This is a genomic window from Stenotrophomonas sp. YIM B06876, assembly GCF_030711595.1.
GTDB lineage: Bacteria > Pseudomonadota > Gammaproteobacteria > Xanthomonadales > Xanthomonadaceae > Stenotrophomonas.
On sequence record NZ_JAUJUJ010000005.1, the window covers coordinates 65431 to 91724 of the forward strand.

Annotated in this window: 21 protein-coding genes and 1 tRNA gene; 14 read left to right on the forward strand and 8 right to left on the reverse strand. The window is 66.9% G+C overall.

Annotated elements, in window-relative coordinates; genetic code table 11:
- Positions 1–13 precede the first annotated feature (13 nt).
- The 4 genes from nadD to QZH66_RS04160 all read left to right on the forward strand — a co-directional run bounded on the left by nadD (position 14) and on the right by QZH66_RS04160 (position 1824).
- Positions 14–694: a nicotinate-nucleotide adenylyltransferase gene (gene nadD / locus QZH66_RS04145; RefSeq protein ID WP_305804691.1), complete on the forward strand. Its 681-nt coding sequence runs from the start codon at positions 14–16 to the stop codon at positions 692–694.
- Between the two features lie 58 nt (positions 695–752).
- Positions 753–1166 (forward strand): ribosome silencing factor, encoded by a 414-nt coding sequence (rsfS, locus tag QZH66_RS04150; RefSeq protein ID WP_305804692.1) that lies wholly within the window; start codon positions 753–755, stop codon positions 1164–1166.
- Between the two features lie 88 nt (positions 1167–1254).
- Positions 1255–1725, forward strand: coding sequence for a 23S rRNA (pseudouridine(1915)-N(3))-methyltransferase RlmH (gene rlmH, locus QZH66_RS04155; protein WP_305804693.1), 471 nt, complete (start codon positions 1255–1257; stop codon positions 1723–1725).
- A 22-nt stretch (positions 1726–1747) separates the two neighbouring features.
- Positions 1748–1824, forward strand: a tRNA-Asn gene (locus QZH66_RS04160).
- Positions 1825–2038: 214 nt separating this feature from the next.
- Here QZH66_RS04160 and QZH66_RS04165 read toward each other — a convergent pair.
- The 3 genes from QZH66_RS04165 to QZH66_RS04175 form a co-directional block, all read right to left on the reverse strand.
- Positions 2039–4864, reverse strand: a complete 2826-nt coding sequence (locus QZH66_RS04165) for a TonB-dependent receptor (protein ID WP_305804694.1) — start codon at positions 4862–4864, stop codon at positions 2039–2041.
- 212 nt (positions 4865–5076) lie between these two features.
- A complete protein-coding gene (locus tag QZH66_RS04170) occupies positions 5077–5730 on the reverse strand; it encodes an energy transducer TonB (RefSeq protein ID WP_305804695.1) in 654 nt (217 codons plus the stop codon).
- Between the two features lie 202 nt (positions 5731–5932).
- Entirely contained in the window at positions 5933–6667 is a 735-nt protein-coding gene (locus tag QZH66_RS04175; protein WP_305804696.1) for an SIMPL domain-containing protein, read from the reverse strand.
- A 128-nt stretch (positions 6668–6795) separates the two neighbouring features.
- Here QZH66_RS04175 and QZH66_RS04180 point away from each other — a divergent pair, with 128 nt between their 5' ends.
- From QZH66_RS04180 to tldD, 4 genes are read left to right on the forward strand one after another with little or no spacing between them, the layout of a single operon-like run.
- Positions 6796–7416 carry a Maf family nucleotide pyrophosphatase gene (locus QZH66_RS04180; RefSeq protein WP_305804697.1) on the forward strand — a complete coding sequence of 207 codons (621 nt, stop codon included), beginning with the start codon at positions 6796–6798 and terminating at the stop codon, positions 7414–7416.
- A 5-nt stretch (positions 7417–7421) separates the two neighbouring features.
- The gene (gene rng, locus QZH66_RS04185; protein WP_305804698.1) at positions 7422–8912 is read left to right on the forward strand and encodes a ribonuclease G; all 1491 of its coding nucleotides are present in this window, start codon (positions 7422–7424) and stop codon (positions 8910–8912) included.
- 51 nt (positions 8913–8963) lie between these two features.
- A complete protein-coding gene (locus tag QZH66_RS04190; protein WP_305804699.1) occupies positions 8964–12797 on the forward strand; it encodes a YhdP family protein in 3834 nt (1277 codons plus the stop codon).
- Between the two features lie 51 nt (positions 12798–12848).
- Positions 12849–14294, forward strand: coding sequence for a metalloprotease TldD (gene tldD, locus QZH66_RS04195; RefSeq protein ID WP_305804700.1), 1446 nt, complete (start codon positions 12849–12851; stop codon positions 14292–14294).
- A 98-nt stretch (positions 14295–14392) separates the two neighbouring features.
- On the opposite strand, the gene yjgA is transcribed toward tldD, so the two are convergent.
- Positions 14393–14974 (reverse strand): ribosome biogenesis factor YjgA, encoded by a 582-nt coding sequence (yjgA, locus tag QZH66_RS04200; RefSeq protein ID WP_305804701.1) that lies wholly within the window; start codon positions 14972–14974, stop codon positions 14393–14395.
- A 65-nt stretch (positions 14975–15039) separates the two neighbouring features.
- On the opposite strand from yjgA, the gene pmbA reads away from it, so the two are divergent.
- Positions 15040–16407, forward strand: coding sequence for a metalloprotease PmbA (pmbA, locus tag QZH66_RS04205; protein WP_305804702.1), 1368 nt, complete (start codon positions 15040–15042; stop codon positions 16405–16407).
- Positions 16408–16491: 84 nt separating this feature from the next.
- Entirely contained in the window at positions 16492–16869 is a 378-nt protein-coding gene (locus QZH66_RS04210) for a DUF4870 domain-containing protein (RefSeq protein WP_305804703.1), read from the forward strand.
- A 275-nt stretch (positions 16870–17144) separates the two neighbouring features.
- Here QZH66_RS04210 and QZH66_RS04215 read toward each other — a convergent pair whose 3' ends face one another.
- The 4 genes from QZH66_RS04215 to QZH66_RS04230 all read right to left on the reverse strand — a co-directional run bounded on the left by QZH66_RS04215 (position 17145) and on the right by QZH66_RS04230 (position 21662).
- The gene (locus tag QZH66_RS04215; protein WP_305804704.1) at positions 17145–18023 is read right to left on the reverse strand and encodes a farnesyl diphosphate synthase; all 879 of its coding nucleotides are present in this window, start codon (positions 18021–18023) and stop codon (positions 17145–17147) included.
- A complete protein-coding gene (locus QZH66_RS04220) occupies positions 18013–18273 on the reverse strand; it encodes an exodeoxyribonuclease VII small subunit (RefSeq protein ID WP_305804705.1) in 261 nt (86 codons plus the stop codon). Before QZH66_RS04220 ends, QZH66_RS04215 begins: the two co-directional genes overlap by 11 nt.
- Before the next feature lie 31 nt (positions 18274–18304).
- Positions 18305–19600 (reverse strand): tRNA lysidine(34) synthetase TilS, encoded by a 1296-nt coding sequence (gene tilS / locus QZH66_RS04225; protein ID WP_305804706.1) that lies wholly within the window; start codon positions 19598–19600, stop codon positions 18305–18307.
- A gap of 352 nt (positions 19601–19952) precedes the next feature.
- Positions 19953–21662: an alkaline phosphatase gene (locus tag QZH66_RS04230; protein ID WP_305804707.1), complete on the reverse strand. Its 1710-nt coding sequence runs from the start codon at positions 21660–21662 to the stop codon at positions 19953–19955.
- A gap of 149 nt (positions 21663–21811) precedes the next feature.
- On the opposite strand from QZH66_RS04230, the gene QZH66_RS04235 reads away from it, so the two are divergent.
- The 4 genes from QZH66_RS04235 (at position 21812) to QZH66_RS04250 (ending at position 26177) form a co-directional block, all read left to right on the forward strand.
- The gene (locus QZH66_RS04235; protein WP_305804708.1) at positions 21812–23134 is read left to right on the forward strand and encodes a dicarboxylate/amino acid:cation symporter; all 1323 of its coding nucleotides are present in this window, start codon (positions 21812–21814) and stop codon (positions 23132–23134) included.
- A gap of 661 nt (positions 23135–23795) precedes the next feature.
- Entirely contained in the window at positions 23796–24293 is a 498-nt protein-coding gene (locus tag QZH66_RS04240) for a hypothetical protein (protein WP_305804709.1), read from the forward strand.
- 11 nt (positions 24294–24304) lie between these two features.
- A complete protein-coding gene (locus tag QZH66_RS04245; protein ID WP_305804710.1) occupies positions 24305–24940 on the forward strand; it encodes a hypothetical protein in 636 nt (211 codons plus the stop codon).
- Positions 24941–24986: 46 nt separating this feature from the next.
- Positions 24987–26177 (forward strand): adhesin, encoded by a 1191-nt coding sequence (locus QZH66_RS04250; protein WP_305804711.1) that lies wholly within the window; start codon positions 24987–24989, stop codon positions 26175–26177.
- The last annotated feature ends 117 nt before the right edge of the window (positions 26178–26294 follow it).

Sequence of the window (26294 nt, forward strand, 5' to 3'; positions counted from 1 at the left end):
GGGCGGGCCTGGCGTGAACGCGCCGCCGGCACTGCGGCTTTACTACGGTGGCACCTTCGATCCGTTCCATCTGGGCCATCTGGCCATCGCACGTTGCGCCCGCGACGAGCTGCAGGTGCCGGTGCGGCTGATGCCCGCGGCCGATCCGCCGCATCGTGCGGCCCCGGGCGCTACCGCCGCACAGCGGACGCGCATGCTGGAACTGGCCATTGCCGGCGAGCCGGGGCTGCAACTGGACCGGCGTGAGCTGCACCGCGCCCAGCGGCACCCCGGGGTGCCGTCCTGGACGGTGGATACGCTGCGCGAACTGCGCGCCGAAACCTCGCCCACCCAGCCATTGGCCCTGCTGGTCGGCGCCGACAGCCTGGCCGGTCTGCCCACCTGGCACGAATGGAAATCGCTGCTCGGGCTGGCCCATTTTGTGGTCGCCGACCGCCCCGGCAGCGGGCTGGACGGCCCGTTGCCGCCAGTGCTGGCCGGATACCTGCACGGAGCGTGGGCGCAGTCGCGCGAAGAACTCCTGCAGCACCCCTGCGGACGGGTCTGGCGGCTGCGCCAGCCGTTGCGGGGCGAGTCCGCCACCGGCATCCGCCAGGCGATCGGGCGCGGCGGGAATTGGCGCGCGCTGGTGCCTGCGGCGGTGGCCGATTACATCGTCCGCCACGGCCTGTACGGTTGCCGCGATCACCCGTGAATGGCGGTTGCGCCCGGGTTCTCTATAATCAGCGTCACATTCTTCGAGTTTTACCGCTTTGACCAGCCAAGCCCAAGTCATCAAGACCCAACTTCCCAGCCCGCCGCCGTCCGTTCCGGCCCTGCTGGCCTGCGTGCATTCCGCACTGGAAGAACTGAAAGCCAAGGATGTGGCCGAGATCGATGTGCGCGGCCGCTCCAGTGTCTGCGATTACATGGTGGTCGCGTCCGGCACCTCCAGCCGTCACGTCAAGTCCATCGCCGATGAAGTCGTGAAGTTCTCCAAGAACCTCGGGGTGATGCCCATCGGGGTGGAAGGCGAGCGCGAGGCCGAGTGGGTGCTGGTGGATCTGGGCGACGTTGTCGTCCATGTGATGCTGCCGCGCGTGCGCGAGTTCTACGCGCTGGAGCGCCTGTGGACCGTGGGCGACCAGCCGCCGACCGATCACGAAGACGGGTCGTTCGAGGACTGAACGGCGGCAAGCAGCATGCCGAAGCGGCGCCGCAGGGCGCCGTTTCCGTTTTTGTCCTGGGTGCAGGCGCTGATAGGGAGGGCTGCCAATGAAAGCCAGATTGATCGCGACCGGCGAGCGTGCGCCGGGATGGGTGGCGCAAGGGTTCGCCGAGTACCAGAAGCGGCTGTCGCACTGGCTGCCGCTGGAGCTGGTGGAAATCGAGCCGGGCCTGCGTGGCAAAGGGCGTGATCCGCGGCGGGCGACCGAGGACGAGGGCCGCCGGGTGCTGGCCGCACTGCCGAAGAACGCCTATGTGGTGGCGTTGGACGTCCCGGGAAAGCAGCTCAGCTCCGCGCAATTGGCGCAGCGGCTGGAGCACTGGCGCACGCAGGGGCGTGATCTGGCGTTCCTGATTGGCGGCCCGGAAGGCCACGCGGCCGACGTTGCAGCGGTGGCCGATGAGACGTGGTCGATCGGACCGCTGACCCTCCCGCACATGCTGGTGCGGCTGGTGGTGGCCGAGCAGTTGTATCGGGCGGCAGCGATGATCGCAAATCACCCTTACCATCGAGCGTAAAGCAGGTTAGAATGCGCGCCCCGCCCGAATAGCTCAGCCGGTTAGAGCACTTGACTGTTAATCAGGGGGTCGTTGGTTCGAGTCCAACTTCGGGCGCCAGTTCAATGAAGAAGCCGCGAGCAATCGCGGCTTCTTTGTTTTCCGGGTTTTGGCCATCGCGGCCCGGCCAGTCCGGGCCACGATGCACGCAGGTCAGCGGAACGTGTACTTGGCTCCCAGNGTTCAATGAAGAAGCCGCGAGCAATCGCGGCTTCTTTGTTTTCCGGGTTTTGGCCATCGCGGCCCGGCCAGTCCGGGCCACGATGCACGCAGGTCAGCGGAACGTGTACTTGGCTCCCAGCGTGTAATAACGGCCCACCGCGCCGCTGTAGTGCAGCGGGTTGTAGTTGACCGCGCCGTAGGTGGCCGGATCCAGCGGCGCGATCCGGTCGAACAGGTTCTGCACCGAGCCGAATATCTCCAGCGCGTCGGTCGCCTTCCAGTTGGCGGACAGGTCGAAGGTGGTGAACGAGCGGATCTCGCATCCGTTCGGTGCCGGGCTGCCGTCGGCGAACAGGTTGAGGCAGTCGGTCTGCTTGTCGTCGCCGGCCTCACCTATGTTGTCCATCTTGCCGATGTAGTTGACGATGCCGCTTACCGACCAGGCGGAGTAGTTCCAGGTGGCGCCGAAATTGACCCGGTCTTTCGGCGTACCGATGCAGTTGGTCACATCGCAATTGCCATGGGTGCCGGCATATTCGGAAGTGCTCCCGCCCTCGGTGCGTTCGAATTTGCGTACATGGCTCCACTGCATGTCCAGGCGCAGGTCGCCGGCGCTTCCCAGCGGAATGTCCTGGCGGATGTCGGTGTCGATGCCTTCAACCGTGGACTGGGCAGCGTTCACGTAAGCGGTGTTGACCGCCAGGATCGAGCCGGTGCCCGGGACGCCATTGAGCAGGTTGGAATCACGCAGCACGTTGCCGGCCAGAATCGCATCGCTGGTGCTGCCCTGGGCGATTTCGTTGGTGCGTTTGATCCGCCACGCATCGACCGTGATCGAGGTGGTGCGGGTCGGCTGCAAGACGATGCCAAGCGAGTAGCTCTTGGACTCTTCCGGCTTCAGGTCGGGGTTGGGCCTGGTGATGATCGCCACCTGCTTGGCGATGCAATCGTCGGCGGTGCCGCCCGGGGCCGGCGCGCCGTTGGGGCAGCGCACGGGATCTTTCGCATTGGAGAACGCGGCCAGCCCGCCATCGCCGTTTTCGGCCGGGTTGGGGGCGCGGAAGCCTTCGGCGTAAGTGCCGCGTAGCGCAAGCCATTCAACCGGCGTCCATTTGAAGCCGACCTTGGGCTTGGTGGCGGCATCACCGCTTTCATACTTGTCGTAGCGGACCGCGCCGGTGAGCTCCAGCGACTCCAGCACCGGCGCCGACAATTCGGCGTAGGCGGCATACACGTTCTGGGTCCCGCTATAAGCCGAGTAGCCCAGACCGATGATGTCGCCCCGGTCGGTATAGGTCTGCGGCGTCAGCGAATTGGAGGTCTTGCGCCATTCAGTACCCAGCGCCAGCCCCAGCGGGCCGCCCTTCAGATCGGTCAGGCTGCGCGAGATCTTGAAGTCGAACATGTCCAGCGCACTCTTGGCGTTGGCACTGATGGTCGGTGAAATGTAGTCGTACAGGCTCTGCGGATTGGTGCCCGAACCCTGGCCGATATTCCACACGCCATAGGCGCAGTTGGGGTTGCCCAGCACGCATTGCACCGCGCTGTAACGCAGGAAGCCGTCGCGCTTGTTCACCAGGTTGGTGCTGGAGTGCAGGTAGGCGGTGTCGTAGTCCCAATCGCCCCAGGTGCCTTTGACCCCGGCAAGGAAGCGGATGAAGTCGTTGCTGTTGTTGGTCACCCGCGGGCCGACATCGGCGGCCGAGTAGCGCACCCGCACCGGTACGCCATACGGGTTGTCCGGGTGGGTGGCGCTGAGTACCGTCGCGCCGGGGCCGCTGTTGGCATTGACCGGGCCGCCCGGATAACCCCAGCCGCCTGAGACGTTGGAGGGAGTGTTGCGGAACCTGGTGTGCTTCCTCGAATAGCCCATCTCGACATAGGCTTGCGAGGTCTCGCCGAAAGCGAACGAGGCGCGGCCGAATACGTTGACGTAGTCCTCTTTCGGGGCCAGGTCACGATAGGTGCCCACATCCCACAGGCAGCCACCACCCGGATCCTGCGGGGTGACCGCGGACAACCCGGCGCAGCCGGGGAGCGAGACCAGCTGTCCCGTCGCGGGATTGAACAGGCTGCCGGCCGGGGAATTGCCGCCACCATTGCGGGCCGCCCCGGTGATCGCGCCGCCCAGGAACTGGCTGCCCGCGACGCTGTAACCCCAGGGGCGCAGGTCTCCGGTGCCGATCCACTTGCGGTTGCGCCGGTCGGAAACGCGGATGGCGTCGGATTTGCCCACGTCCAGGCTGAAGAACGCATTCCAGCCGTCATCGGCCAGGCTGCCGGTACCGGCAGTCAGCGTCGCTTTGCGCTGGGCGCCATCGCTGTCGCCGGAAAGTCCATAGGAGCCGCGCAGGATTGCGCCGGTGAAATCCGAGCGCAGGATGATGTTGACCACGCCGGCGATCGCATCCGAACCGTAGATCGCCGAGGCGCCATCTTTGAGCACGTCGATACGCTCGACCGCATCCAGCGGAATGGTGCTCAGGTCGGTGAATACTTTCTGGCCGTCGTCAGCCAGGCCGTAGGTCGCCATGCGGCGGCCGTTCAACAGCACCAGCGTCGAGCCGGCGCCCAGGCCGCGCAGCGAGATGCCCGCGCCGCCGCCGGCAAAACCGTTGCCGAAGGTTTTGGGGATCGAGCCGGACCCGTCAGCGGTCAGGGTCTGCAGATACTCGGCGACGTTGGTCTTGCCGGTGCGATCGATCTCCTGCCGGGTGATGACCTGCACCGGGGAGGGCGTTTCGGTGTCGGTACGCGGGATGTTGGAGCCTGTGACGGTGATCCGGCCCAGCGTCGTCGCCTTCTCCTGCGCCTGCGCAAAGACGCTGGCCGGCAAGGAAGCGCCGGCAGCGATCGCGACGGTGGCGACGGCAAGGGAAATGCAGCGGCTGAGCGGGGTGCGACGGTGTGGCGATTGCCTGTTGATCGGACGATTCACAGCTTCTCTCCTGAAGGGTAGACCGTTGGTCGGCATAGATCGGTGTCGACGGCGCAATCTAGATTTCAAGGGTGTGCAAAAGCTGTGAAAAAAAGCTTAATTGGCCAGCTCAAGTGGCTGATTTGACAAAATATATTTATGAATGCGCTGCAACGTAAAAGGGCAGGGAATGCGGCCATTCCCTGCCCTCGGGGCGCCGGTGGCAGTGGCGATTACTGCACGTGGAAGTCGATCGGGATCAGCCCATAGGCCTGCACCGGCCGGCCGTGATCCAGCGCCGGATGGAATTTCCAGTAGCGGGCAACCTGGCTGCGGGCGGCATTGTCCAGGCTGCGATGGCCGCTGCTGCGCTCGATCGCCACTTCTACCGGTAGGCCGCGCTCATCCACGCGCACCCGCAGCACCACGGTGCCCTGCGCGCCGCTGCGCAGGGCCTCGCGCGGATAGGCCGGGGCCGGCGCAACGAGGTAGTGCAGGCTCACGCCTTCCAGAGGCACGCCGGGACTGGCGGGCACCGCGGTGGATGTCGCGGCCGTCGCAGCGATCGTCGCGGGGTCGGTGGAAATGACCGCCTCGGCTGTGAAGACCGGCAGCGGTGCGGATTGCAGCGCCGGCGGCAGCGCGAGCGGCCTGGGGGATGGCAGGGTGGGGGTGATCGGCGTCGGTACCGGCACCGGCGGTGGGGTGATGGGGACGATTTCCGGCATCGCCCAGCGCGGTTCGGGGCGGATTGCATCGTTGCGGACCGGAACCTGCGACAGCGGGATCAACAGCAGTGCCAGGGCCAGCGCGTGCAGTGCGATAGCGGTGCTGAAAGCGAGGATGCGGGAAATGTCGAAACGGATAGGGGTTGTGCCAACCTGCATACGGACCATGATCCACCTCCATGACGGGGTCGTAGCAAACAACGCGCGTTGCCGTGGGCCGGGGGTTGAGCGCGTGTGGCCCACGCGCTTCCACTGGGCCAACAAATCTCCGCGGCGGCAAGGCCCGGGCGCTTTCCAGTCAGCTGCCAGATAGGAAGACGGCGCCGCAGGCGCCGTCCAGAGCGGTCACCGGTGCGGGATCTCAGCGGCCGAGTTCAAACACCACATCGAGGTTGACGGAGATGGAGGTCTCGCCGGGCGACACCGCGGTATCCATTTCCATCTTGGCGCCGCGCGAGGCCATGGCCATCATCGGCATGGGCCGGAAGCCGCCCTGGCTGCCCTCGGAGATGCTGACAATGCGACGTACCCGCAGCCCCAGCGCCTTGGCGTAGGTCTGCGCGCGAGCCTGGGCTTTTTCCAGCGCGGCCAGGCGGGCTTCGTCATACACCGGCTCGGGTTTGTCGATCTCGAACGAGGGGCCGTTGATCTGGTTGGCGCCCTGTGCGGCGAGGCTGTCGAGCACCTTGCCGAGCCGGGTGATGTCGCGCACTTTCAGGCTCACGGTGTTGCTGGCCTGGTAGCCGGTGATTTTCGGCGCCTCGTTGTCGGCATAGCGGTACTGCGGGCTGAGGTTGATGCCGCTGGTCTGGATGTCGCGTTCGGCAATGCCGGCAGCCTTGATCGCCTTCATCACCTTGTCCATCTGCACCGCGTTCTCGCGCATGGCGGTATTGCCATCCACGGCCTGGGTGACGACCCCGGCCGACAGCGTGGCGACATCGGGTACGCGCCGGGCTTCGGCCTGGGCGGAGATGTTGAGCAGGGTGGCGTCGCTGGCCACCTGCGGCGCAGGGGACTGGGCGTGGGCGCTCATCGTGCCTCCCATGGCGAGGGAAAGGGAAACAAGCAGCAGGGACAGCGGGTTGTGGCGCATGGAGATCTCCTTGGGCGGGGCCAGAATGTTGGGACAGCGATGAACGCGTGGTGAGTCTGATCGGGGTTTGCCGGCTTTGCAGCGCTTTGCGGATCATTCAGCCAGCCGGCGCGGGTTATCCTTTGAAGATGTTCTATCTTGCCTCCCGTTCCCCCCGTAGAACCCAGTTGCTGTCACGTTTGGGTGTGCCGTTCCAGGCGCTTGATCTCGAGGTTGCTGAAGTGCGCGATCCGGCCGAGTCGGCCGCAGCGTATGTGCAGCGCGTGGCCGCCGACAAGGCACAGGCCGGCCTGGCCCGGGTGGCCGCCGATGCCGAGGCGGTGGTGCTGGGCGCCGATACCGAAGTCGTGCTTGATGACCGGGTGTTCGGCAAGCCGGTCGATGCCGCCGCGGCAGCGGCGATGCTGCGCACGCTGGCCGGGCGTAGCCATACCGTGATCACGGTGGTGGCGTTGGCCGCGCACGGACGCCAGGCGCAGGTGACGGTCGCCTCGGAAGTGACATTCGCGCCGATGACCGCCGCCGAGATCGGGGCCTATGTCGCCACTGGCGAGCCGATGGGCAAGGCCGGCGCCTACGCCATCCAGGGCGATGGCGAGCGGTACATCCGCCACCTGTCGGGCAGTTATTCCGGGGTGATGGGGCTGCCGTTGCAGCAGACCGCCGAGTTGCTGCGTGCATTCGGCGTTACCGGGGCGGCGCGCGGGCGGCCGGTGGCGGCAAACCTATCGATGGACAAGGGGGAATGAGGGACATGACGGAAGAGATCCTGGTGAATGTCACCCCGCGTGAAACCCGGGTAGCGGTGATCGAGAACGGGATGCTGCAGGAGCTGCATTTCGAACGCGGCTGGCGCCGTGGCGTGGTCGGCAACATCTACAAAGGCAAGGTGCAACGGGTGATGCCCGGCATGCAGGCGGCCTTTGTCGAAGTGGGGCTGGAGCGGGCGGCGTTCCTGCATGCCAACGATGTGATCCGGCCGGCCCCGGTGGCCGCCGAAGGCGTGGATGCGGCGTTGCCGTTGCCGCAGCCGTCCTCGGTGCCGATCGTGGAGTTGTTGCGCGACGGCCAGGACATCGTGGTGCAGGTGGTCAAGGACCCGATCGGCAGCAAGGGCGCGCGCCTGACCACCCAGATCAGCATTCCCTCGCGCTACCTGGTGCTGTTGCCGCAGTCCAAGGTGGTGGGCGTGTCGGCACGGATCGAGGACGAGGCCGAGCGACTGCGGCTGAAGACGCTGGTGACCGAACTGTCGGCCCAGCATGGCGGTTACGGTTACATCATCCGCACCAATGCCGAAGGGCAGCCGGCCGAGGCGATTGCCGAGGACGTGGCCTATCTGTCGCGGGTATGGAACGTGGTCGAACGACGCGGCCGCGAAGTGGCCTCGTGCAGCATCATCTATGAAGACCTGAGCCTGCCGCTGCGCTCGGTGCGCGACCTGATCCGCAAGGACGTGGACAAGGTGAAGGTGGATTCGAAAGAGACCTTCGCCCAGTTGCAGGCGTTTGTCGCCAAGTACATGCCGGTACTGGCCGAGCGGATCGAGCTGTATACCGGCGACCGGCCGATCTTCGACCGCTACGGCGTGGAAGACGAGATCGGGCGCGCGCTGGACAAGCAGGTGCCGCTCAAATCCGGCGGTTATCTGATCATCGACCAGACCGAGGCGATGACCACGATCGACGTCAACACCGGTTCGTTCCTGGGCCAGCGCAATCTGGAAGAGACGGTGTTCCGCACCAATCTGGAAGCGGCGCAGGCGGTGGCACGGCAGCTGCGGCTGCGCAACCTGGGCGGCATCATCATTATCGACTTCATCGACATGGACGATGTCGAGCATCGCCGCCAGGTGCTGCGCACGCTGGAGAAGGGGCTCGCACGCGACCACGCCAAGACCACGGTGTACGACTTCTCGCCGCTCGGGCTGGTGGAAATGACCCGCAAGCGCACTGTGGAGAGCCTGGAGCGGCAGCTGTCCGAGCCGTGCCCGGAGTGCAGCGGTCGCGGTTCGATCAAGACCGCCGAAACCGTGACCTACGAGATCTTCCGCGAGATCACCCGCGCCGTGCGCCAGTTCGATGCGGTGCGCCTGCTGGTGATCGCCTCCAACAAGGTGGTGGCGCGGATCACCGACGAAGAGTCGGCGGCGGTGGCCGAGCTGGAGGAGTTCCTCGGCAAGAGCATCCGCTTCCAGGCCGATGAGCAGTACCTGCAGGAACAGTTCGATGTGGTCCTGCTCTGAGCGATTGGCGCTGCCGGCGCCGTTCGAAACCCCGCATAACTTCACCTGCTGATGCCCACACCGTTGCGCCGCCGTTTGCGACTGACCCGCCGCTATGCCCTGTATGCGGCGGCGCTGCTGCTGGTGGGCGTGGCGTTGCTGGTCGGCGCGCTGAGCCAGCTGTTGCCGCTGGCCGAACAGCATCCGCAGCAGGTGGCGGCGTGGCTGAGTGAGCGCGCCGGTCAGCCGGTGACGTTCGATGCGCTGGATACCGCCTGGACCCGGCGTGGCCCGTTGCTGCGCCTGGAGGGGCTGCGCATCGGCGCCGGCGATGGCGTGAAGATCGGCCAGGCCGAGGTGCTGGTGTCCCTGTATGCGGGATTGTTCCCGGGCGCTTCGTTCACCGAGCTGCGCCTGCGCGGGCTGTCGCTGACCTTGCAGCGCGCGGACGACGGCCGCTGGTCGGTACGCGGGCTGCCATCCGCGCAAGGCGGCGGCGATCCACTGGATACGCTGCGCAATCTGGGCGAGTTGCAGATCATCGGCGGCCGTCTGCAGGTGGATGCGCCCTCGATCGGAATCCAGACCCGGGTGCCACGGGTGGATCTGCGCTTGCGCGTGGATGGGCAGCGTCTGCGGGTCGGCGCCAAGGGATGGATCAAGGAGTCGGCACCGCCGTTGACGGCCGTGCTGGATCTGGACCGCAGGCACGGCGATGGCAGTGCCTGGTTTTCGGCCGCCCCGGCTGAACTGGCGGCCTGGTCATCGTTGCTGCGCTTTGCCGGGGTCGGCCTGCAGCACGGCAAGGGCAGCTTGCGCAGCTGGATCCAGATGCGCGATCACCGCGTCATTTCAGTCACCGCCGATGCCGATCTGCGTGGTCTGCAACTGGCCGGGGCCGCCCTGGCCGGGCAGGGCGGCGTGCCCACCGTGGCCTGGGACAGCCTGCAGCTGCGCGCGCGCTGGGCGCTGATCGACGGCGGTTGGCGGCTGGATGCACCGCGCCTGCGCATCGGCGACGGCCGCCAGGTGCAGCAGCTCGACGGTCTGCTGCTTGCGGGCGGGGCGCGGTTCGCGCTGCAGGGCGAGCGGATGGATGTGACCTCGTTGCTGCGCGTGGCCGCGCTCAGCGACCAGCTGGATCCGGCCCTGCGGCTGTGGCTGTACCGGGCGCAGCCGACGCTGCGCTTCTCGCAGGTCAGCCTCGCCGGCAACCGGGGCGGTACGCTGCGCGGCAGCGGTGAATTGGACGAGGCCGCGTTCATTGCGGTGGATGACACCCCGGGAATCAGCGGACTGCGCGGCCATTTCGAGGGGGACGGTGCGGCGGTGGCGTTGACCCTGGAGCCGACGCATGTCCTGCGCTTTGATTGGCCCACCGGCTTCGGGGTGGTCCACGACGTGCAGCTGGCCGGGAAGATCGTGGGCTGGCGCCGCGGCGCCGGCTGGCAGGTGGCCACGCCGGCGATGCGCGTGCAGGGCACCGATTACGCCGCCGATATCCGCGGCGGACTCTGGTTCCAGGGCGATGGCACACGGCCATGGATGGATCTGGCAGCCAAGCTCGACGACGTGCCGATCACCGCGGCCAAACGTTTCTGGGTGCGCTCACACATGAGCGAGGCCGCCATCCACTGGCTGGATACGGCGCTGGTCGATGGCTATCTCCGTGATGGCCGCGGGCTGGTCACCGGTGATCTGGATGACTGGCCGTTCGACGGCCACAACGGCCGGTTCGAGGCCGGCGGCCATATCGAGCACGGCGCCATCCGCTTCCATGAGGATTGGCCGGTGATGCAGCAGGTGGACGCCGATATCGACTTCATCGCCAACGGCTTCCAGATCCAGGGCAAAGGCGATCTGGCTGGGGTGGCGGTGGAGCGTTTCGAGGCCGGAATCGCCGATTTCGGCCAGTCGCGGCTGCAGGTGAAAGCCGCCAGCCACAGCGACAGCAAGTACCTGCTGGCACTGCTGCGGCAGAGCCCGTTGCATGCGCGCTATCGCGACACCCTGGACAACCTGGTGGTCTCCGGACCGGCCGCGGTGACCTTCGACCTGCTCGAGCCGCTGCACGACGATGACGGCAGCGGGCGGCTGACGGGCGAGGTGGAGCTGCGCGGGGCGCAGCTGGCCGACAAACGCTGGGACCTGCAATTCGACAAGGTGCGCGGCAAGGCCCGCTATGGCGATGGCGGCTTCGAGGCGCCGGCGCTGGCGGTGCGTCATCGTGACCAGGATGGGGTGCTGAGCCTGCGCGCCGGTGACTATGTCCGCGATCCGGCCAAGGTGTTCGAAGCCGGGCTGAGCGCGGCGCTGGCGGCCGGCAATCTGCTCGACCATGCGCCGGAGCTGGCCTGGCTCAAGCCGTATGTGCACGGCACGTCGCAGTGGACCGTGGGCGTCACCTTGCCGGTGGTGCCGCAGGGCAGCAAGATCGAGCCGCCAACCACCTTGCAGCTGCACTCGGACCTGGTCGGCACGCAGCTGCGCTTGCCGGCGCCGCTGGACAAGCCGGCTGCCGATGCGTTGCCGACGAGTGTGTCGGCCGCGTTGCCGATGGGCAGTGGCACGGTGGAAGTCGCCTTCGGCCACCTGCTTGCGTTGGCCGCACGCAGCGAGGCCGGGCATACGGGGGTGCAGGTGACGCTGGGCGGCAACCGCGTCGATCGCGCGCCACCGGCCGACGGGCTGGTGGTCACCGGGCGCGCGCCTGCGCTGGATGCCCTGGAGTGGATCGGCCTGGCGCGCGGGCAGAACGCTGACGCGGCCGGCAGCGCGCCGGGGCTGGAGCTCAAGCACGTGGATGTACAGGCGGCCAGGCTGTTGCTGGCCGGCGGCGTGTTCGAACAGACCCGGCTGCAGCTGCGCCCCGCTGCCGACGCGGTGACCGTACAGCTGGATGGCCCGTCGCTTGCCGGGCAATTGCGCGTGCCCGAGGCCGACGGCGGTACGATTGTCGGCAAGCTGGCGCGGGTGCACTGGCAAGGCGTGCCCGCCGCCGCGAACGATGGCGCCGCCGCGGCCGCGGACGATCCGCTCGATCCGGCCAGGCTGCCGCCGTTGTCGCTGGATATCGACGACCTGCAGTTCGGCAAGGTCAAGCTGGGCCAGACCCGTTTGCGCACCCATCCCACGGCCTCCGGCCTGCGCTTGGAGCAGCTGCAGTTCCGCTCCGAGAAGCAGGCGATCGATGTGCAGGGCGACTGGCAGGGCACCGGCGCCCAGGCGCAGACCCGGCTCACCGCCACGGCGCAGAGCGAGGATCTGGGCACCCTGATGCAGAACCTGGGTTACGGCGGGCAGGTGCGAGGCGGCAACGGTCGCCTGCAACTGCAGGCCGGCTGGCCGGGAGGGCCGGCCGAGTTCGCGCTGGGCAACCTGCAGGGCACGCTCTCGGTGAACGCGCGCAATGGCCAGTTGCTGGAAGTGGCGCCGGGCGCCGGTCGCGTGCTGGGGCTGCTCAGCGTGGCCCAGCTGCCGCGCCGGCTGATGCTGGATTTCCGCGATTTCTTCTCCAAGGGCCTGGCGTTCAACGAGATCGACGGCCAGATCCGGTTCGCCGACGGCATGGCAACGACCGGGAAAATATCGATTGAGGGCCCGGCGGCCGATATCGTGATCCGTGGCCAGGCCGACCTGCGCGCGCAGCAGTTCAACCAGACCATCGACGTCAACCCGCGCTCGGGCAACCTGCTGACGATTGTCGGTGCGGTGGCCGGTGGTCCGGTCGGCGCGGCGGTCGGCGCGGCTGCCAACGCGGTGCTGTCCAAGCCGCTGGGCGAAATCGGCGCCAAGACCTACAAGGTCACCGGGCCATGGAAGGATCCCAAGGTGGAGGTGATCGAGCGCGATGTGCCGCGGATGCCGCCGCCGGTTGTGCCGGCCGACGACGCCAGTTCCCCCTGACACCCTGGGGCGCCGCTTGCGATTGGCGGCCGCGCCCCCATCTGGAAGCCCATGACCGACTCCGCACTGATGCTCGCCGAATCCCGCCTGCTGCTGCCTGCAGGCCTGGATGCCACTGGACTGGAACGCACGTTCGGCACCCTGCTGGGGCCGGGCATCGATTTCGGCGACCTGTATTTCCAGCACTCGCGGCGTGAGAGCTGGAGCGTGGAAGACGGCATCGTCAAGGACGGTGCCCACTCCATCGAACAGGGCGTAGGGGTGCGCGCTATTGCCGGGGAGAAGACCGGGTTCGCCTATTCCGACGATATCCACCGCGACGCGCTGCTGACCGCGGCCCGGTCGGCGCGGGCCATTTCCCGCGAGGGCGGGGCGCAGAACGCGCGCTCGCTGGTGCGTGGCAACGCGCGGGCGCTGTATCCGGCAGTGGACCCGGTGGACAGCCTCGGCAACGAGGCCAAGGTGGACGTGCTCAGGCGTCTGGACCGCTACCTGCGTGCGGCCGACCCGCGCGTGCAGCAGGTGATGGTCAGCCTGTCCGGTGCGGTCGATACGGTGCTGATCGCGCGCAGCGACGGTGTGCTGGCGGCCGACGTGCGCCCGCTGGTGCGCCTGAACGTACAGGTGATTGTCGAGCAGAACGGGCGCCGCGAGTCCGGCTATTCCGGCGGTGGCGGTCGCTACGGGTATGCCGAACTGTTTGCCGGCGATCGCCCGGAAGCGTTCGCGCGCGAAGCGTTGCGCCAGGCGCTGGTCAACCTGGAAGCGGTGCCGGCCCCGGCCGGGATGATGCCGGTCGTGCTCGGCCCGGGCTGGCCCGGCGTGCTGCTGCACGAAGCGGTCGGTCACGGCCTGGAAGGCGACTTCAACCGCAAGGGCACCAGCGTCTATGCCGGCCGCATCGGCGAGCGGGTGGCCTCCAAGGGGGTGACCATCGTCGATGACGGCAGCCTGGAAGGGCGCCGCGGTTCGCTCAATATCGATGACGAAGGCCACCCGACCCAGTGCACCACGCTGATCGAGGACGGCATCCTGATCGGCTATATGCAGGATTCGTTGAACGCGCGGCTGATGGGCGTGGCGCCGACCGGCAACGGCCGCCGCGAGACGTTCGCGCACATGACCATGCCGCGCATGACCAACACCTACATGCGCGCCGGCCAGCACGATCCGGAAGAAATGATCCGCTCGGTCAAGAAGGGGCTGTACGCGGTCAACTTCGGCGGCGGCCAGGTCGACATCACCAGTGGCAAATACGTGTTCTCGGCCACCGAGGCCTACCTGATCGAGAACGGCAGGATCACCGCGCCGGTCAAGGGCGCCACCCTGATCGGCAATGGCCCGGAAACCATGCAAAAGGTGCGCATGATCGGCAACGACCTGGCGCTGGACGAAGGCGTGGGCGTCTGCGGCAAGGATGGCCAGAGCGTGCCCGTCGGCGTGGGCCAGCCGTCACTGTTGATCGATGGCATCACCGTGGGCGGTACCCAGGCCTGAGCCGCGCGGTGAGTTCATCGTCTGCGGCCGGATACAGCGATGCCGGCACATGCCGGCATCGGGCTGGGCGAACGGCCGGGGCGGGCGTGCCGCCGGACTCAGGTGTCCTCGTCTTCGCTCTCGGCCGGCTCGCCGGTGGTGTCGCTGTCGCCACCGGCCTGACCGGGCAGCAGCAGCCCGCGCAATACCTGGAAAATTTCGCGGAACGCGCGCGGCGGCTTGTTCCTGGCCTTTTCGGCCTGCGCATTGCGCACCAGCGTGCGCAGCTGCTGGCGGTCGGCATCGGGATGTTCGTCCAGCAGCGCGGTCAGCGCGGCATCGCCTTCGGCCATCAGCCGTTCGCGCCAGTGCTCGACACGATGAAGGATGGCGACCTCGCGGCGCGACGTCTCGCTGTTGGCATCCAGTGCATCGCGGATCGCCTGCAGCGTATCGTCCTCTTCGCGGCGCATCTGCTTGGCCAGGAACGCCAGCTGCCGTTTGCGCGCGCCATGCGCGGTGATGCGCTTGGTGTACTCGATGTGCGGCATCAGGTCTTCCGGGATCGGCAGCCGGCTCAGCTGCGCCGGGGTCAGCTCGACCAGCTTTTCGCCCAGGGCAAGTATCTCCAGCGCCTCGCGCCGGTTCTGGCTGCGGCTTTCGCCAAGGAATTCACCGGTATCTTCGTCGCGTCCGCGCATCGTCTTTCCAAATCAGATCTGTCGCCCCGCGTTGCGCAGGGCCATAACCCCAACAGGATAAAGCATTGAACGCGATCACCACCGATGCCCGTGACACCGACGACAGCCTGCAACGGCTGGAAAACCTGGCTGGCATCTCGCAGCGGCTGCTGGAACGCGCGCGGGCGATGGGCGCCAGCCAGGCCGAAGTGAGCTGCAGCGAGGAGCGCGGACTGGAGGTGAATGTGCGCCTGGGCGAGGTGGAGACGGTTGAATCCACGCATGATCGCGGTATCGCCGTCACGGTCTACTTCGGGCAGCGCAAGGGCAGCGCCAGCACCGCCGACCTGCAGGAGGCAAGCCTGGAGTCGACCGTCGCACAGGCCTGTGCGATTGCCCGGCATACCGAGGACGACCCGGCCGCCGGTCTGGCCGATCCGGCGTTGATGGCGCACGACTTCCCGGATCTGGATGGCTGGCACCCGTGGGCGCTCGGCGCCGACCAGGCGCTGGATCTGGCGCTGGCCTGCGAGGCTGCCGGCCGCAGCGTCGATGGCCGCATCAGCAATTCCGACGGCGCCTCGGCCGCGACCGCGCAGAGCCTGTCGGTCTATGCCAATTCGCATGGTTTCATCGGCCGCGAACGCAGCAGCCATCATTCCATCGGCTGTGCCTTGATCGCCGGCCAGGGCGATGGCATGCAGCGTGATGGCTGGTACAGCAGCGCCATCGCCCGCGAAGACCTGGAGACGCCCGAAGCGATCGGTCGTCGCGCCGCCGAGCGCACCGTTGCCCGGCTGCAGCCGCGTTCATTGCCGACCGGGGAGGCGCAGGTGCTGTTTTCGGCCGAAGTGGCGCGTTCGCTGATCGGCCATCTGCTGGGCGCGGTATCGGGCGGCGCGCTGTACCGGCGTGCGAGCTTCCTGCTCGACAGCGTTGGCACCCGGCTGTTCCCGGACTGGTTCGGCATCGATGAGTTGCCACTGCTGCAACGCGGGCTGCGTTCCTGTGCGTTCGACAGCGAGGGCGTGGCCACCCGCAACTCGGCGCTGGTGGCCGGTGGGATATTGCAGCGCTACCTGCTGGGCAGTTACTCGGCGCGCAGGCTCGGGCTGCAGACCACCGCCAATGCCGGCGGTGTGCACAACCTGCAGGTGGCGGCCAACGCCGGCGACCTGCGCTCGATGGTCAAGGGCATGGGCCGCGGCCTGCTGGTGACCGAGCTGATGGGGCAGGGCGTCAACAGCATCACCGGCGATTACTCGCGCGGCGCCGGCGGGTTCTGGGTGGAGAACGGGGAAATCGCCTATCCGGTCGATGGCGTCACCATTGCCGGCAATCTGAAACAGATGTTCGCCGGCATGGAGGCGGTAGGCAGCGACGTCGATCTGCGCTCGCACGTGCGCACCGGTTCGATATTGATCGGAAAGATGACCGTGGCCGGGGCTGATTGACGTATTCTCCAGTAGGGGCAGCACATTCATGAATGCGTCGCTGCTGGTGCCTTCCACTATCAACAAGGACCTTGGGGACTCGATATGAGTGATTACGAAAACAACACCATCCCGCCACCGCCGCCCGCCAGTGCCAGTGGCGCCGACGACAACACGCTGGCCATGCTGGTGCACCTGTCGGGCATCGTCCTGGGCTTCATCGTCCCGTTGATCGTGTGGCTGGTGAACAAGGACAACCCGCAGAAGGCATACCTGACCGACCAGTCCAAGGAAGCGCTGAACTTCCAGATCACCCTGCTTATGGCGTATGTGGTCGGCACGATCCTCACCGTCATCCTGATCGGCTTTCTGATCAACTTTGCGGCATGGATTGCCTGCATCGTGTTCAGCATCATTGCCGGGTTGGCGGCAAACAAGGGCGAGGCCTATCGGTACCCGTTCGCGATCCGCCTGATCAAGTGATCGCCATGTGCTGGTAAACACAAAGCCCGGGAATCCCGGGCTTTTTTATGGACGCTGATCGGCCGCTTCCGGAGGACGTGGGCCTTCGGGCCCGAAAAAGCCGGCAAGCGCCCGCTGTTTTCGAAGCGGCGCGGCAGAAGTGAGCTGCCACTGGCAGTAGGTTCTTGCAGATGCATCCGCGCATGCAACGTTCGAGCGGAGCCACCAATGCGTGTTTCGCGATGACAGTGCCAACTGTGGCCGGGCATGGCCCGACGCTCACCCAAAGCCGGGTGTCAGTGATTGCGCTCCACCGCCAACTGTCCCAGCGCCCGTAGCGCATCGGCGCGTTCGCTGTAGCCAGCCAAGCTGTCTTGCATCTTTTCGAGCAGCGACTGCAGATGCTTCTTTGCGCCATCCACGCCCAGCAGTGCCGGGAAGGTGGATTTCTCCTGGGTCAGATCCTTGCCGGCGGTCTTGCCCAGCTGCTCGGAACTGGCCTCGATATCGAGGATGTCGTCGCGCACCTGGAAGGCCAGCCCGAGCGCGCTGGCGAACCGGTCCAGTGTCGCCAGTTCGGCCGGCGCGGCGCCGCCGCACAGCGCGCCCATGCGCACCGCGGCGCGGATCAGGGCGCCGGTCTTCAGGGCGTGCATGTGCTCCAGCGCGGCGACCGGTTGCTGCTTGCCGGTGGCGTCGATATCCAGCGCCTGTCCGCCGCACATCCCGGCCGCGCCGGCGGCCTGGGCCAGCGTCTGCAGGCAGGCCACGCGCAGTGCGTCGGAACCGGGCGCGGTGGCCAGCAGTTCGAAGGCGCGCGTCTGCAGCGCGTCGCCGGCGAGGATCGCGGTGGCTTCATCGAAGGCGATGTGGGTGGTAGGGCGGCCGCGCCGCAGGTCGTCGTCGTCCATCGCCGGAAGATCGTCATGCACCAGCGAATAGACGTGGATCAGTTCGACCGCGGTGGCCGGCGCATCCAGAAGGGTTTCGTCGGCATCAAACAGCTGGCCGGCGGCATAGACCAGCAGCGGCCGCATATGTTTGCCGCCACCGAGCGCTGCGTAGCGCATGGCCTGGTGCAGGCCGTGCGGCGGGGTTTGCGGATCGGGCAGGCTGCGGTGCAACTGGCGTTCGGTACGCTCACGCCAGCGGGCGAACACGACGTCAGTCGTCATGGCCGCTGCTGTCGAACGGCACGGACTGTTCCGGTTGCGCCGGGTCGGTGAGCAGGCGCACGCGCAGTTCGGCCTGTTCCAGCGCCTGCTGGCATTGGCGATAGAGGCCGACGCCGCGCTCGTAGGCGCCGAGCGACTGTTCCAGGCTCAGGTCGCCGGCTTCCATTTTTTCGACCAGTTGCTCCAGCTCTTCCAGCGACTGTTCGAAGTGGGCGACCGGGGAGATTTCGTTGGGGGACTTCTTGGGCATGGCGAAAGTGTGAGCGGCGCAGGCGGCGGGGTCAATTCGCGTCGTCGCCGGAACGCCACAGAAGGCGGGCACCCTTCCCGTCCAGCCAGTGCTGCAGGGTCGCCGAGACAAAACTGTCACCGGCGGCAAGCAGTTCATCTCCGGCATACAGCAACGGCAGTCGCGCGCGCCGCCAGGGCGGCAGTTCCGACTCCTGCAGCAGCTGTTTGAGGGAGTGCGAGTGGGTTCGCCCCGGCAGCTGCATACGTTCGCCACCGTTGCGGCCGCGCACGCTCACGGCGGCCGCAAAGGCGGCCGCGCCTAGCAGTTGCAGCTGGCCACCATCGGGCAGCGGCAATGGCGCGCGGCCATCCCAGACCGCCTGCCAATCCGGCGGCCATGCCGGCACCGGAACCATGCCGTGCAGCTGGTCGCGCCAGCGTTTCACCTGCACGCCATGCCAGGCGAAACACGGTTGCAGATCGGCGCGGGCCTTGAGCAATTGCCGCTCAATGGCACGCACGCCATGGGCGGGCAGGGGGGGGAATCCGAGTTGCCCGATCCACCTGCGCAAGACGCGCGCGCGGCGCGGTGCCGGCAAGGCGTTCAACGCCGGAACGGACAGGCTGCCGTCATGCGAACGCGCGCCCTGCAGATCGTGCTGGTCCTGCCCGGCCAGCAGGCTCGCGGCTTCGCCGGCAAGCGCGGCGCTGCGGGCAAACGCGCCGGCGACGTGCGGCCAGCGCCGGGCGAGCAGCGGCATGACCTGCAGGCGCAGGAAGTTGCGGTCGTAGTCGACGCACGCATTGCTGGGGTCCTCGATCCATTGCAGTCGATGGTGGCGGGCGTATTCCAGCAACGCCGCACCTGGCGTGTGCAGCAATGGCCGCCACAACTGGCCGTTGCCAAAGGGGCGCAGCGGCTGCATGGCCGCCAGGCCTTCCACACCGGAGCCGCGCAAGGCCCGCAGCAGGAACGTTTCGGCCTGGTCGTCGAGATGATGGGCCAGCGCCAGCCAGTCGCCGGGCTGCAGTACCGCGGCGAAAGCGGCGTGGCGGGCTTCACGTGCGGCGGCCTCCACGCCGCCGCTGCCGGCACCGCGCGCCACCTCGGCCCGTTCCACCTGCAGTGGCACCTGCAGCTGCTCACATACCTGCTGGCAATGCAGGGTCCAGGCGTCCGCCTCCACCTGCAACCCGTGATGGACATGCAGCGCGCGCAGGCCGCGGTGGCGTTGCCGCGGATCGGATGCCAGCAGGTGCAGCAGCACGGTCGAGTCCAGGCCGCCGCTGAAACCGACCAGGACCGGCGCGGGGGCAGCAGGGAAGGCAGGCAGGGGGATAGGCATCGGGTCCGGCAGGGTCGGTGTGGCCGGCAGTATCGGCGCTGGCGGCCGGCGCCGCCATGCGCGGGGCTACGGCGAGACGGCGTCGGGCGGGCGCTGGCCGTGGCGGCCGAGGCGGAATCTCTGACCTCGAATCAGCGCGATGGGGCCATCGGCAGCCATGGCAGACCTCGGCCATCGATCCGTTCCCAGCCGGATGGCGGTTGCGCGCCGTGTTCTGCGAACAGCACGTTGCAGGCCGGGCCGGTGGCCGATCCCGCACCGGCTGCGAGCAGGCCGGCCAGCGGAACAAGGGGCCGCCCAAGGCGGCCCCTGTCATCGAGGCAACGGGCCTGCAGCACGCTTGCCGTGTTTCCTACCGGGTTTCTCCGGCGCTGCGCTCGAACTTGCGCGGCTGCGGCAGTTCGACCGGCACCCCCTGCGCATCGCAGGTATCCGCCGCGCACAGGCGCTCCCGCAGGCGGGGCGTGGCCTGCACGATCAGGTGATAGATCGTGTTCTGCTCCAGCGTGCCGCGGATCGCGTTGCTGCCCGGGCCACGTGCCCAGATACCGACATCCTCGCCACCATGCGATTCGCTTCTGGCCGGAACCAGTGCTTCCTGCAGATAGTCGGGGTGTTCGGTGTCGACAGCGGTCAGGTCCGGTCGGCCGGTCGCCGCCTCGAACGTGCTCGGGGCATGCGGATGCTTCTTGGGCCCCGCCGGCTGCAGGTTGCTGGCGCCGGTGTAACCGGGGCCATTGGCATAGCTGAGCGTGGTGTAGGGCAGGCCGAGGCCGTCGCGGGCCAGGGCCAGGCCGTTGCCGGTACTGTCTTCGCCACCGTTGTCCATGACCTTGCCCAGGATCGGATTGCCGCGCGCCGGGTAGCCGACGAAGTTCAGCGTGTGCGAGTGGTCGGCGGTGACGATGATCAGGGTGTCCTCGCCCGCGCTCGCCTCGACGGCGGCCTTGACCGCATCGGACAGGGCGATGGTGTCGCCCAGCGCACGGGCGGCATTGCCACTGTGGTTGGCATGGTCGATACGGGCGCCTTCCACCATCAGCACATAGCCCTCCGGGTGCCTGGACAGATTGGCGATGGCGGTACGGGTCAGTTCGGCCAGCGACGGCTCGCCGCCCTTGTCGCCGGCACGGTCCAGCTCGTATTGCATGTGGTCGGGCTCGAACAGGCCCAGCAACGCCGGTGCATCGGCTGCAGCTTGCAACTGCGCCGCGTTCCACACGTAGGCGCCCTGCGGATGGGCCTGCTGCCATTCGCCGACCAGATCGCGCCCGTCCAGTCGCTTGCCGACCTTGTCATCGTATTCCGGGTCGCGCTGTTGGACCGTGGTGAACTCGCGGCGGCCGCCGCCCAGCGCCACCAGCGGGCCGCGCCCGTAACGCGACGTGGACAGCAGCTGCTGGGCGATATCCACGCAACCGGCGGCCTTGGCCGCTGCCGGCAGGGCGGTGTCGTTTTCCCACTCGCGGTTGGGTGAATGCGCGTAGGTGGCGGCCGGGGTGGCGTGGGTCAGGCGTGCGGTGGAGACGATCCCGGTGGCCATGCCGGCGCTGTCGGCCAGCTGCAACCAGGTGAGCAGGTGCTTGTCGATACTGTCGGCACAGTCGTTGCTGTTGCCGGCGCTGACGCCGATCGCGCCCATGTGGGTCTTCACGCCGGTGGTGATGGCGGTCATGGTGCCGGCCGAGTCCGGCGTCTGCGAATCGGTGTTGTAGGTCTTGCTGAAGGCGGTGGCCGGGAACTGTTCCCACGACAGCAGGTTCTCTTCGCCCGGATTGCCGTTGCGCTGGCCCTGCAGGATGCGCGCGGCGGCGACGGTGGTCAGGCTCATGCCATCGCCCAGGAACAGGATCACGTTCTTCGCCTTGCCGGCCATCGCGCCGTTGGCCGCCGCCTTGGCCGCCCCGCTGCGATACCACCATTGCGGGGTTTCACCGGCGGGGCGGGTAATGGCGGGAACCTCCACATTCACCGCGGCGGGAGCGGACGCTGGCGGCAGGCTGGCGCAGGCGCCAAGCAGCAGGGTCGAAAGCGCGCAAAACAAGGGGGTGACACGTGACATGGTGGTGATCTGGCCTCACATGAACAAGCGCCCATTATGACGATTGGGGAAAGTCGTGCAGATGACACGCAGCTTTTCTTCCAGGGGCATCGTCGCCGGCGGCCGCCTGCGCTATCGTGCCACTCCCTGAAACAGCCCCGGATCGACATATGAAGCTGGTCTCTGCCTGGTTGCGGATTCCTTTCTGGCAACGCGTGGTGGCCGGTTTCGCGCTGGGTGTGCTGGCGGGCTCGCTGATGGGGCCGGCGGCGGAGGTCTGGTTCGGGCCACTGGGCGAGCTCTACGTCACCCTGATCAAGATGATCGCCGTGCCGCTGGTGTTCTTCGCGGTGATCAACGCGATCTCCTCGTTGCACGGGCAGAAATCGGTTGCCGCGCTGGGCGGGCGCACATTCCTGTGGTTCCTGATCACCGCCGCACTCGCGGTCGGGGTAGGGCTGGCGGTCGGCACGATCATGCAGCCCGGCACCGGCAACCTCAGTCTCAGCATGGATTCGGCCTACACCCCGCGCGATGTGCCCAGCGCGGTCAAAGTGCTGATGGATGTGGTGCCGTCCAATCCGTTCTACGCATTGAGCGGGATCGGCACCCGGCTCAACGCGGCCGGTGAAACCGTGCTTGCTGCCGGCCGCGGCTCGATCCTGCCGGTGATCTTCTTCGCCGGCCTGCTCGGCTTTGCCATGGTCAAGCTCGGCGAGAAAGTGGGTGAAGCGCGCAAGCTGGTCGGGCAGATGAGCGAGATCATGATCCAGGTCACGCGCTTCGTGCTGGAAATGACCCCGATCGGCACCTTCGGCTTGATCGCCGGGCTGGTCGGCAGCTACGGCTTCGAGAAGCTGTTGCCGCTGGGCAGCTTCGTGCTGGCGCTGTATGTGGCCTGCGCTTTCCACATCCTCGTGGTGTACAGCGGCCTGCTGCTGTCGCACGGCTTGAATCCGCTGAAGTTTTTCCGCGGTGCGGCGCCGGGCATGCAGGTGGCGTTCGTCAGTTCGTCCAGCTTCGCGTCGATGCCGATGGCGATGCGTTCGATCACCGAGAACCTCGGCGTCAACAAGGATTACGCCTCGTTCGCGGTGCCGCTGGGCGCCAGCATCAAGATGGACGGCTGCGGCGCGATCTATCCGGCGTTGTGCGCGGTTTTCATCGCCCAGTACACCGGCGTGCCACTGACCCCGGAGCAGTACGTGGTGGTGCTGATCGCCTCGGTGCTGGGCAGTTTCGGCACCGCCGGCGTGCCCGGCACCGCGGTGGTGATGGCCACGGTGGTGCTCAGTGCCGCCAATCTGCCGCTGGAAGCGATCGGCTACCTGTATGCGATCGACCGGGTGCTCGACATGATGCGCACCATGACCAACGTGACCGGGCAGATGGTGGTGCCGGTGCTGGTGGCCAAGGAAAGCGGACTGCTCGACCAGCAGGTGTACGACGCAGGGAGCAATCCGGTCGGCGCCCGCGATACCGCCAGCGACTGAGAACGCCATTCCCCCGGTCATGCGGGCCAGCGGCATGCACCCATCGGCGACATGCGCCGCCCGGCGTTTTTCGCCATCCTCCCGCGGCGTCCTGCATGCCCCCTGCGCGTGCACCAGGCCGCGCGGCTGCCGGCCGGTTCGACGGGCGTTGACCTCATTCCCGCAGACCGCTTGCCGCTATTCCAGAGCGGCTGGGCTGCGCGCGGATCTCGCCCCACGGTGCCCGGCATAGGCCTGCGCTGAACGCCTGCGGCACACCGGCGCGCGCGCAATCCCTGCGTCGGGACTGCCGACCGCGGTGCGTATCCGCGTCCTGGCGCTGGGCCGTGGGCTTCGATCGGCAGCCGCATGAGTGTTGCCGGTTCTGTTGTTCGCGGCTGAGTTCCGGGTGTAACAGGGTGTTGCATCGGGGTGTATCACAAGCGTTACACCCGGCCAGCGCCACTGGCAGCAGGCCTGTCCGCCGGTGAATACGCGCCAGTTCGATAACCGGCGTTGAACACGTTGTTACATCCGCGTGGGATTTTTGTAATTCAATCTCTCCAAGTGTCTGTTTTAAAACATAAAAAAGTGTTGGCACGATAGCTGCGTTCTCCCGTCCTGAAGACAGGCAATGGATGGGGCAATGAACAGCAAGTACACATCTGCAAACATCGGTCTGATGACTGTCGTGGTTGCGCTGGCCATGTCGTCCTGGACGGCGCAGGCCTCCGGTGCGCGCCAAGGCGTGAAGGCCCAACCTGGCGAGATCGTGTTGCTGCGTGATGTGTCCGCGCGCCCGGCCTATCGTCCGGCCCCTCCCGGCATGGCGCTGATCGTCAATCCCTCACCCAGGCGCGAGCTGGGCCAGTCCCTCGGTGTGGGCACGGGCATGGATGAACTGGGCGATGACGACTACGCCACCCTCGGGTCCAGCCTGGGCGATACCCAGCCGCAAACGCAGACGACGGTCGAGCGGGTGACCGGCAACGCGCTGAACGGTGCACTGGGCCGGGTGACGGGAGAGGGCGGGGCGCTGTCTGGCGGCCAGCTCAGCCAGGCGATCGGTGGGCCCATGGGCGCCGTAACCGGGGCGACCCGCGGAATCGGTGACCAGGTACGCGGGGCGCTGGCGCAGTTCCCGCTGGCCCAGCCCGCTGCCGGCCCGGGCGGCCGGTGAGGGCCCGGCATATGAACCGGTTCCTTCTTGCGCTGCTGGTTGCCGCTTCGACTGCGGGCGCATCTGTCGCCCAGGCGCAGTCGGCCGACGGTTACAGCGGAATGCTTTCCTACCTGACGACAGCCACCCGTATTGACGGGCAGGCCCTGTCCGGCAGCAGCGGCGCGATCGCCGTGAACATGGCTGCGGGCGATCTCAACCTGCAGGCCAACCTGCACAGCATGGCGGTCGGCCATAGCGCTTCGGCCACGGTCAGCGCCCGGCAGCAACAGCAGGACAACATCCACGACATGCCGCTGCATGCCTCCGCCACCCTGGGTGGCCAGGCGCTGGCAGGAGCCAACGGCATCGCGTCAATCAATCAGGTCAGTGGCAGCGGCAACGCGGAACTCAATTCCGTGGTCGCGGTACTGGCCGACCAGGGCATACGCGAAACGACCGAAGAAGCACTGGCTTCCGCAGGTGCGGTCGCGTCGGCAGGGGGGCAGGGCACCGCCGGTGGCGCATCGTCACCGGGGACCCGCAAGGTCGGAGTTGAAGCCTCCGCATTGCGTGGCTTTGACGGTGTGTTGCAACTCAATCAGATCGCGGGATCAGGCAACGCGACGGACAACCAGCTGAGCATCTCCGTGCAACCCGTTCCGTGATGAAACGTTCCATCCACCCGATGTAGAACCAAAAGAAGAGGGCACCATGAAAGCGAATATGAAATGGACGGTACTCGCCATGGCTGTTGCCGGACTGACGGCCAGTACGGCAGCTTTTGCACAGAGCGAGGGTGGCGACCGCCACCGTGGTGACAGGGACCGGCATAACGTTGAGGTGAACCTGAAGAAGGATCTGAGCCTGAGTTCGGATATCGACTTCTACGGCGATCCCGAGGTCGATGGCTATATCTATCTGGATTCGGCCGCGATTGCGATCGTCGACAACCGCCAGTCGGTTTCCGGCAACCACGGAACGAACGACAAACTGACCAACGATGCCTCGATCAGCGAGGATGTCGCCGCGGGCGCGTCTGGCAACCTGGGCTTCAACGTTGCCGCCGGCGACAACAACGCGCAGGACAATGCCGCCTCGCTGTCGGCCGCTGATGCTTCTTTCAGCTTTGGTATGGCCGATGCGGAAGTGTTCGTAAACCAGAGCGGTACGCGGAACACCACCACCAACCATGGTGTGATCAATAACGCCGGCCTCAGCGGCAGCGCGTTTGCGGGTGCCAGCGGCAACATCGGTGTCAACGTGACCTCGGGCAACAACAACGAGCAGAAGAACGCGCTCGCCGCTTCCGTGGCCACCAGTGCGTATGCCCAGTCGAGCATCAGCTCGAACCAGGTGTCCTCGGACAATACCGTCAGCAACAACGGCATGGCTGAGCGCCACGAAAGCACCATCGATGTCGCGATGCACGGCACGGTCAGAGGCTCGACCAGTGGCACCGCTACGGGCACCTATGAAGGTCGGGGCAACTCCTACCAGAAGACCAACTTCTACGTGGACAACTGGTCGTCGGAGACACATCCGGGTGGAAATGGGACCGGCCACAGCGATTGGGACATCGATAGCCAGGGTGCCGTCCGCAATCCGTACAAGTCGGGCGTAGGCGGCATGGCGTGGGATACCGACGAGCATGGCAACCTGTCCTTGCGGGAAATGGGCACGGCTGACCTGACTGCCAGCCTCAGTGGCTCTATCGTCGATGTCGACTGGGTCGTGGTGAATGCCACCAACACCGCTGCGCTGTCCGGCAGTGCCTTCTCCGGCGCCTCCGGCAACATCGGTGTGAACATCTCGGCCGGTACCGGCAACCTGCAAGCCAACAGCCTGGCCTTGGCCGTGGCGCAACCGTCGACTGGCGGTGGCGGTAACCCGGGCGGCGAGTAAGCGTGTCCTGTTGATCAGGCAATACGCGTTCAGAGCAGAAAACCCGGTCATCCGCCAATGACCGGGCTACCCCGGGAGCTCCTGCCCCTCCTCCCCCTTGGGGCAGGGGCTCCTTTC

Bases quoted from the DNA above. Each gene is read 5' to 3' on its own strand.
- rlmH (WP_305804693.1), top strand. From the start codon at position 1,255: ATGAAAGCCAGATTGATCGCGACCGGCGAGCGTGCGCCGGGATGGGTG.
- QZH66_RS04220 (WP_305804705.1), bottom strand. From the start codon at position 18,273: ATGCCCAAGAAGTCCCCCAACGAAATCTCCCCGGTCGCCCACTTCGAA.
- QZH66_RS04240 (WP_305804709.1), top strand. From the start codon at position 23,796: ATGACTGTCGTGGTTGCGCTGGCCATGTCGTCCTGGACGGCGCAGGCC.
- yjgA (WP_305804701.1), bottom strand. From the start codon at position 14,974: ATGCGCGGACGCGACGAAGATACCGGTGAATTCCTTGGCGAAAGCCGC.
- QZH66_RS04175 (WP_305804696.1), bottom strand. From the start codon at position 6,667: ATGCGCCACAACCCGCTGTCCCTGCTGCTTGTTTCCCTTTCCCTCGCC.
- tldD (WP_305804700.1), top strand. From the start codon at position 12,849: ATGACCGACTCCGCACTGATGCTCGCCGAATCCCGCCTGCTGCTGCCT.
- QZH66_RS04235 (WP_305804708.1), top strand. From the start codon at position 21,812: ATGAAGCTGGTCTCTGCCTGGTTGCGGATTCCTTTCTGGCAACGCGTG.
- QZH66_RS04215 (WP_305804704.1), bottom strand. From the start codon at position 18,023: ATGACGACTGACGTCGTGTTCGCCCGCTGGCGTGAGCGTACCGAACGC.
- QZH66_RS04210 (WP_305804703.1), top strand. From the start codon at position 16,492: ATGAGTGATTACGAAAACAACACCATCCCGCCACCGCCGCCCGCCAGT.
- QZH66_RS04190 (WP_305804699.1), top strand. From the start codon at position 8,964: ATGCCCACACCGTTGCGCCGCCGTTTGCGACTGACCCGCCGCTATGCC.
- QZH66_RS04230 (WP_305804707.1), bottom strand. From the start codon at position 21,662: ATGTCACGTGTCACCCCCTTGTTTTGCGCGCTTTCGACCCTGCTGCTT.
- QZH66_RS04170 (WP_305804695.1), bottom strand. From the start codon at position 5,730: ATGCAGGTTGGCACAACCCCTATCCGTTTCGACATTTCCCGCATCCTC.
- QZH66_RS04250 (WP_305804711.1), top strand. From the start codon at position 24,987: ATGAAAGCGAATATGAAATGGACGGTACTCGCCATGGCTGTTGCCGGA.
- rng (WP_305804698.1), top strand. From the start codon at position 7,422: ATGACGGAAGAGATCCTGGTGAATGTCACCCCGCGTGAAACCCGGGTA.
- QZH66_RS04245 (WP_305804710.1), top strand. From the start codon at position 24,305: ATGAACCGGTTCCTTCTTGCGCTGCTGGTTGCCGCTTCGACTGCGGGC.
- QZH66_RS04180 (WP_305804697.1), top strand. From the start codon at position 6,796: ATGTTCTATCTTGCCTCCCGTTCCCCCCGTAGAACCCAGTTGCTGTCA.
- tilS (WP_305804706.1), bottom strand. From the start codon at position 19,600: ATGCCTATCCCCCTGCCTGCCTTCCCTGCTGCCCCCGCGCCGGTCCTG.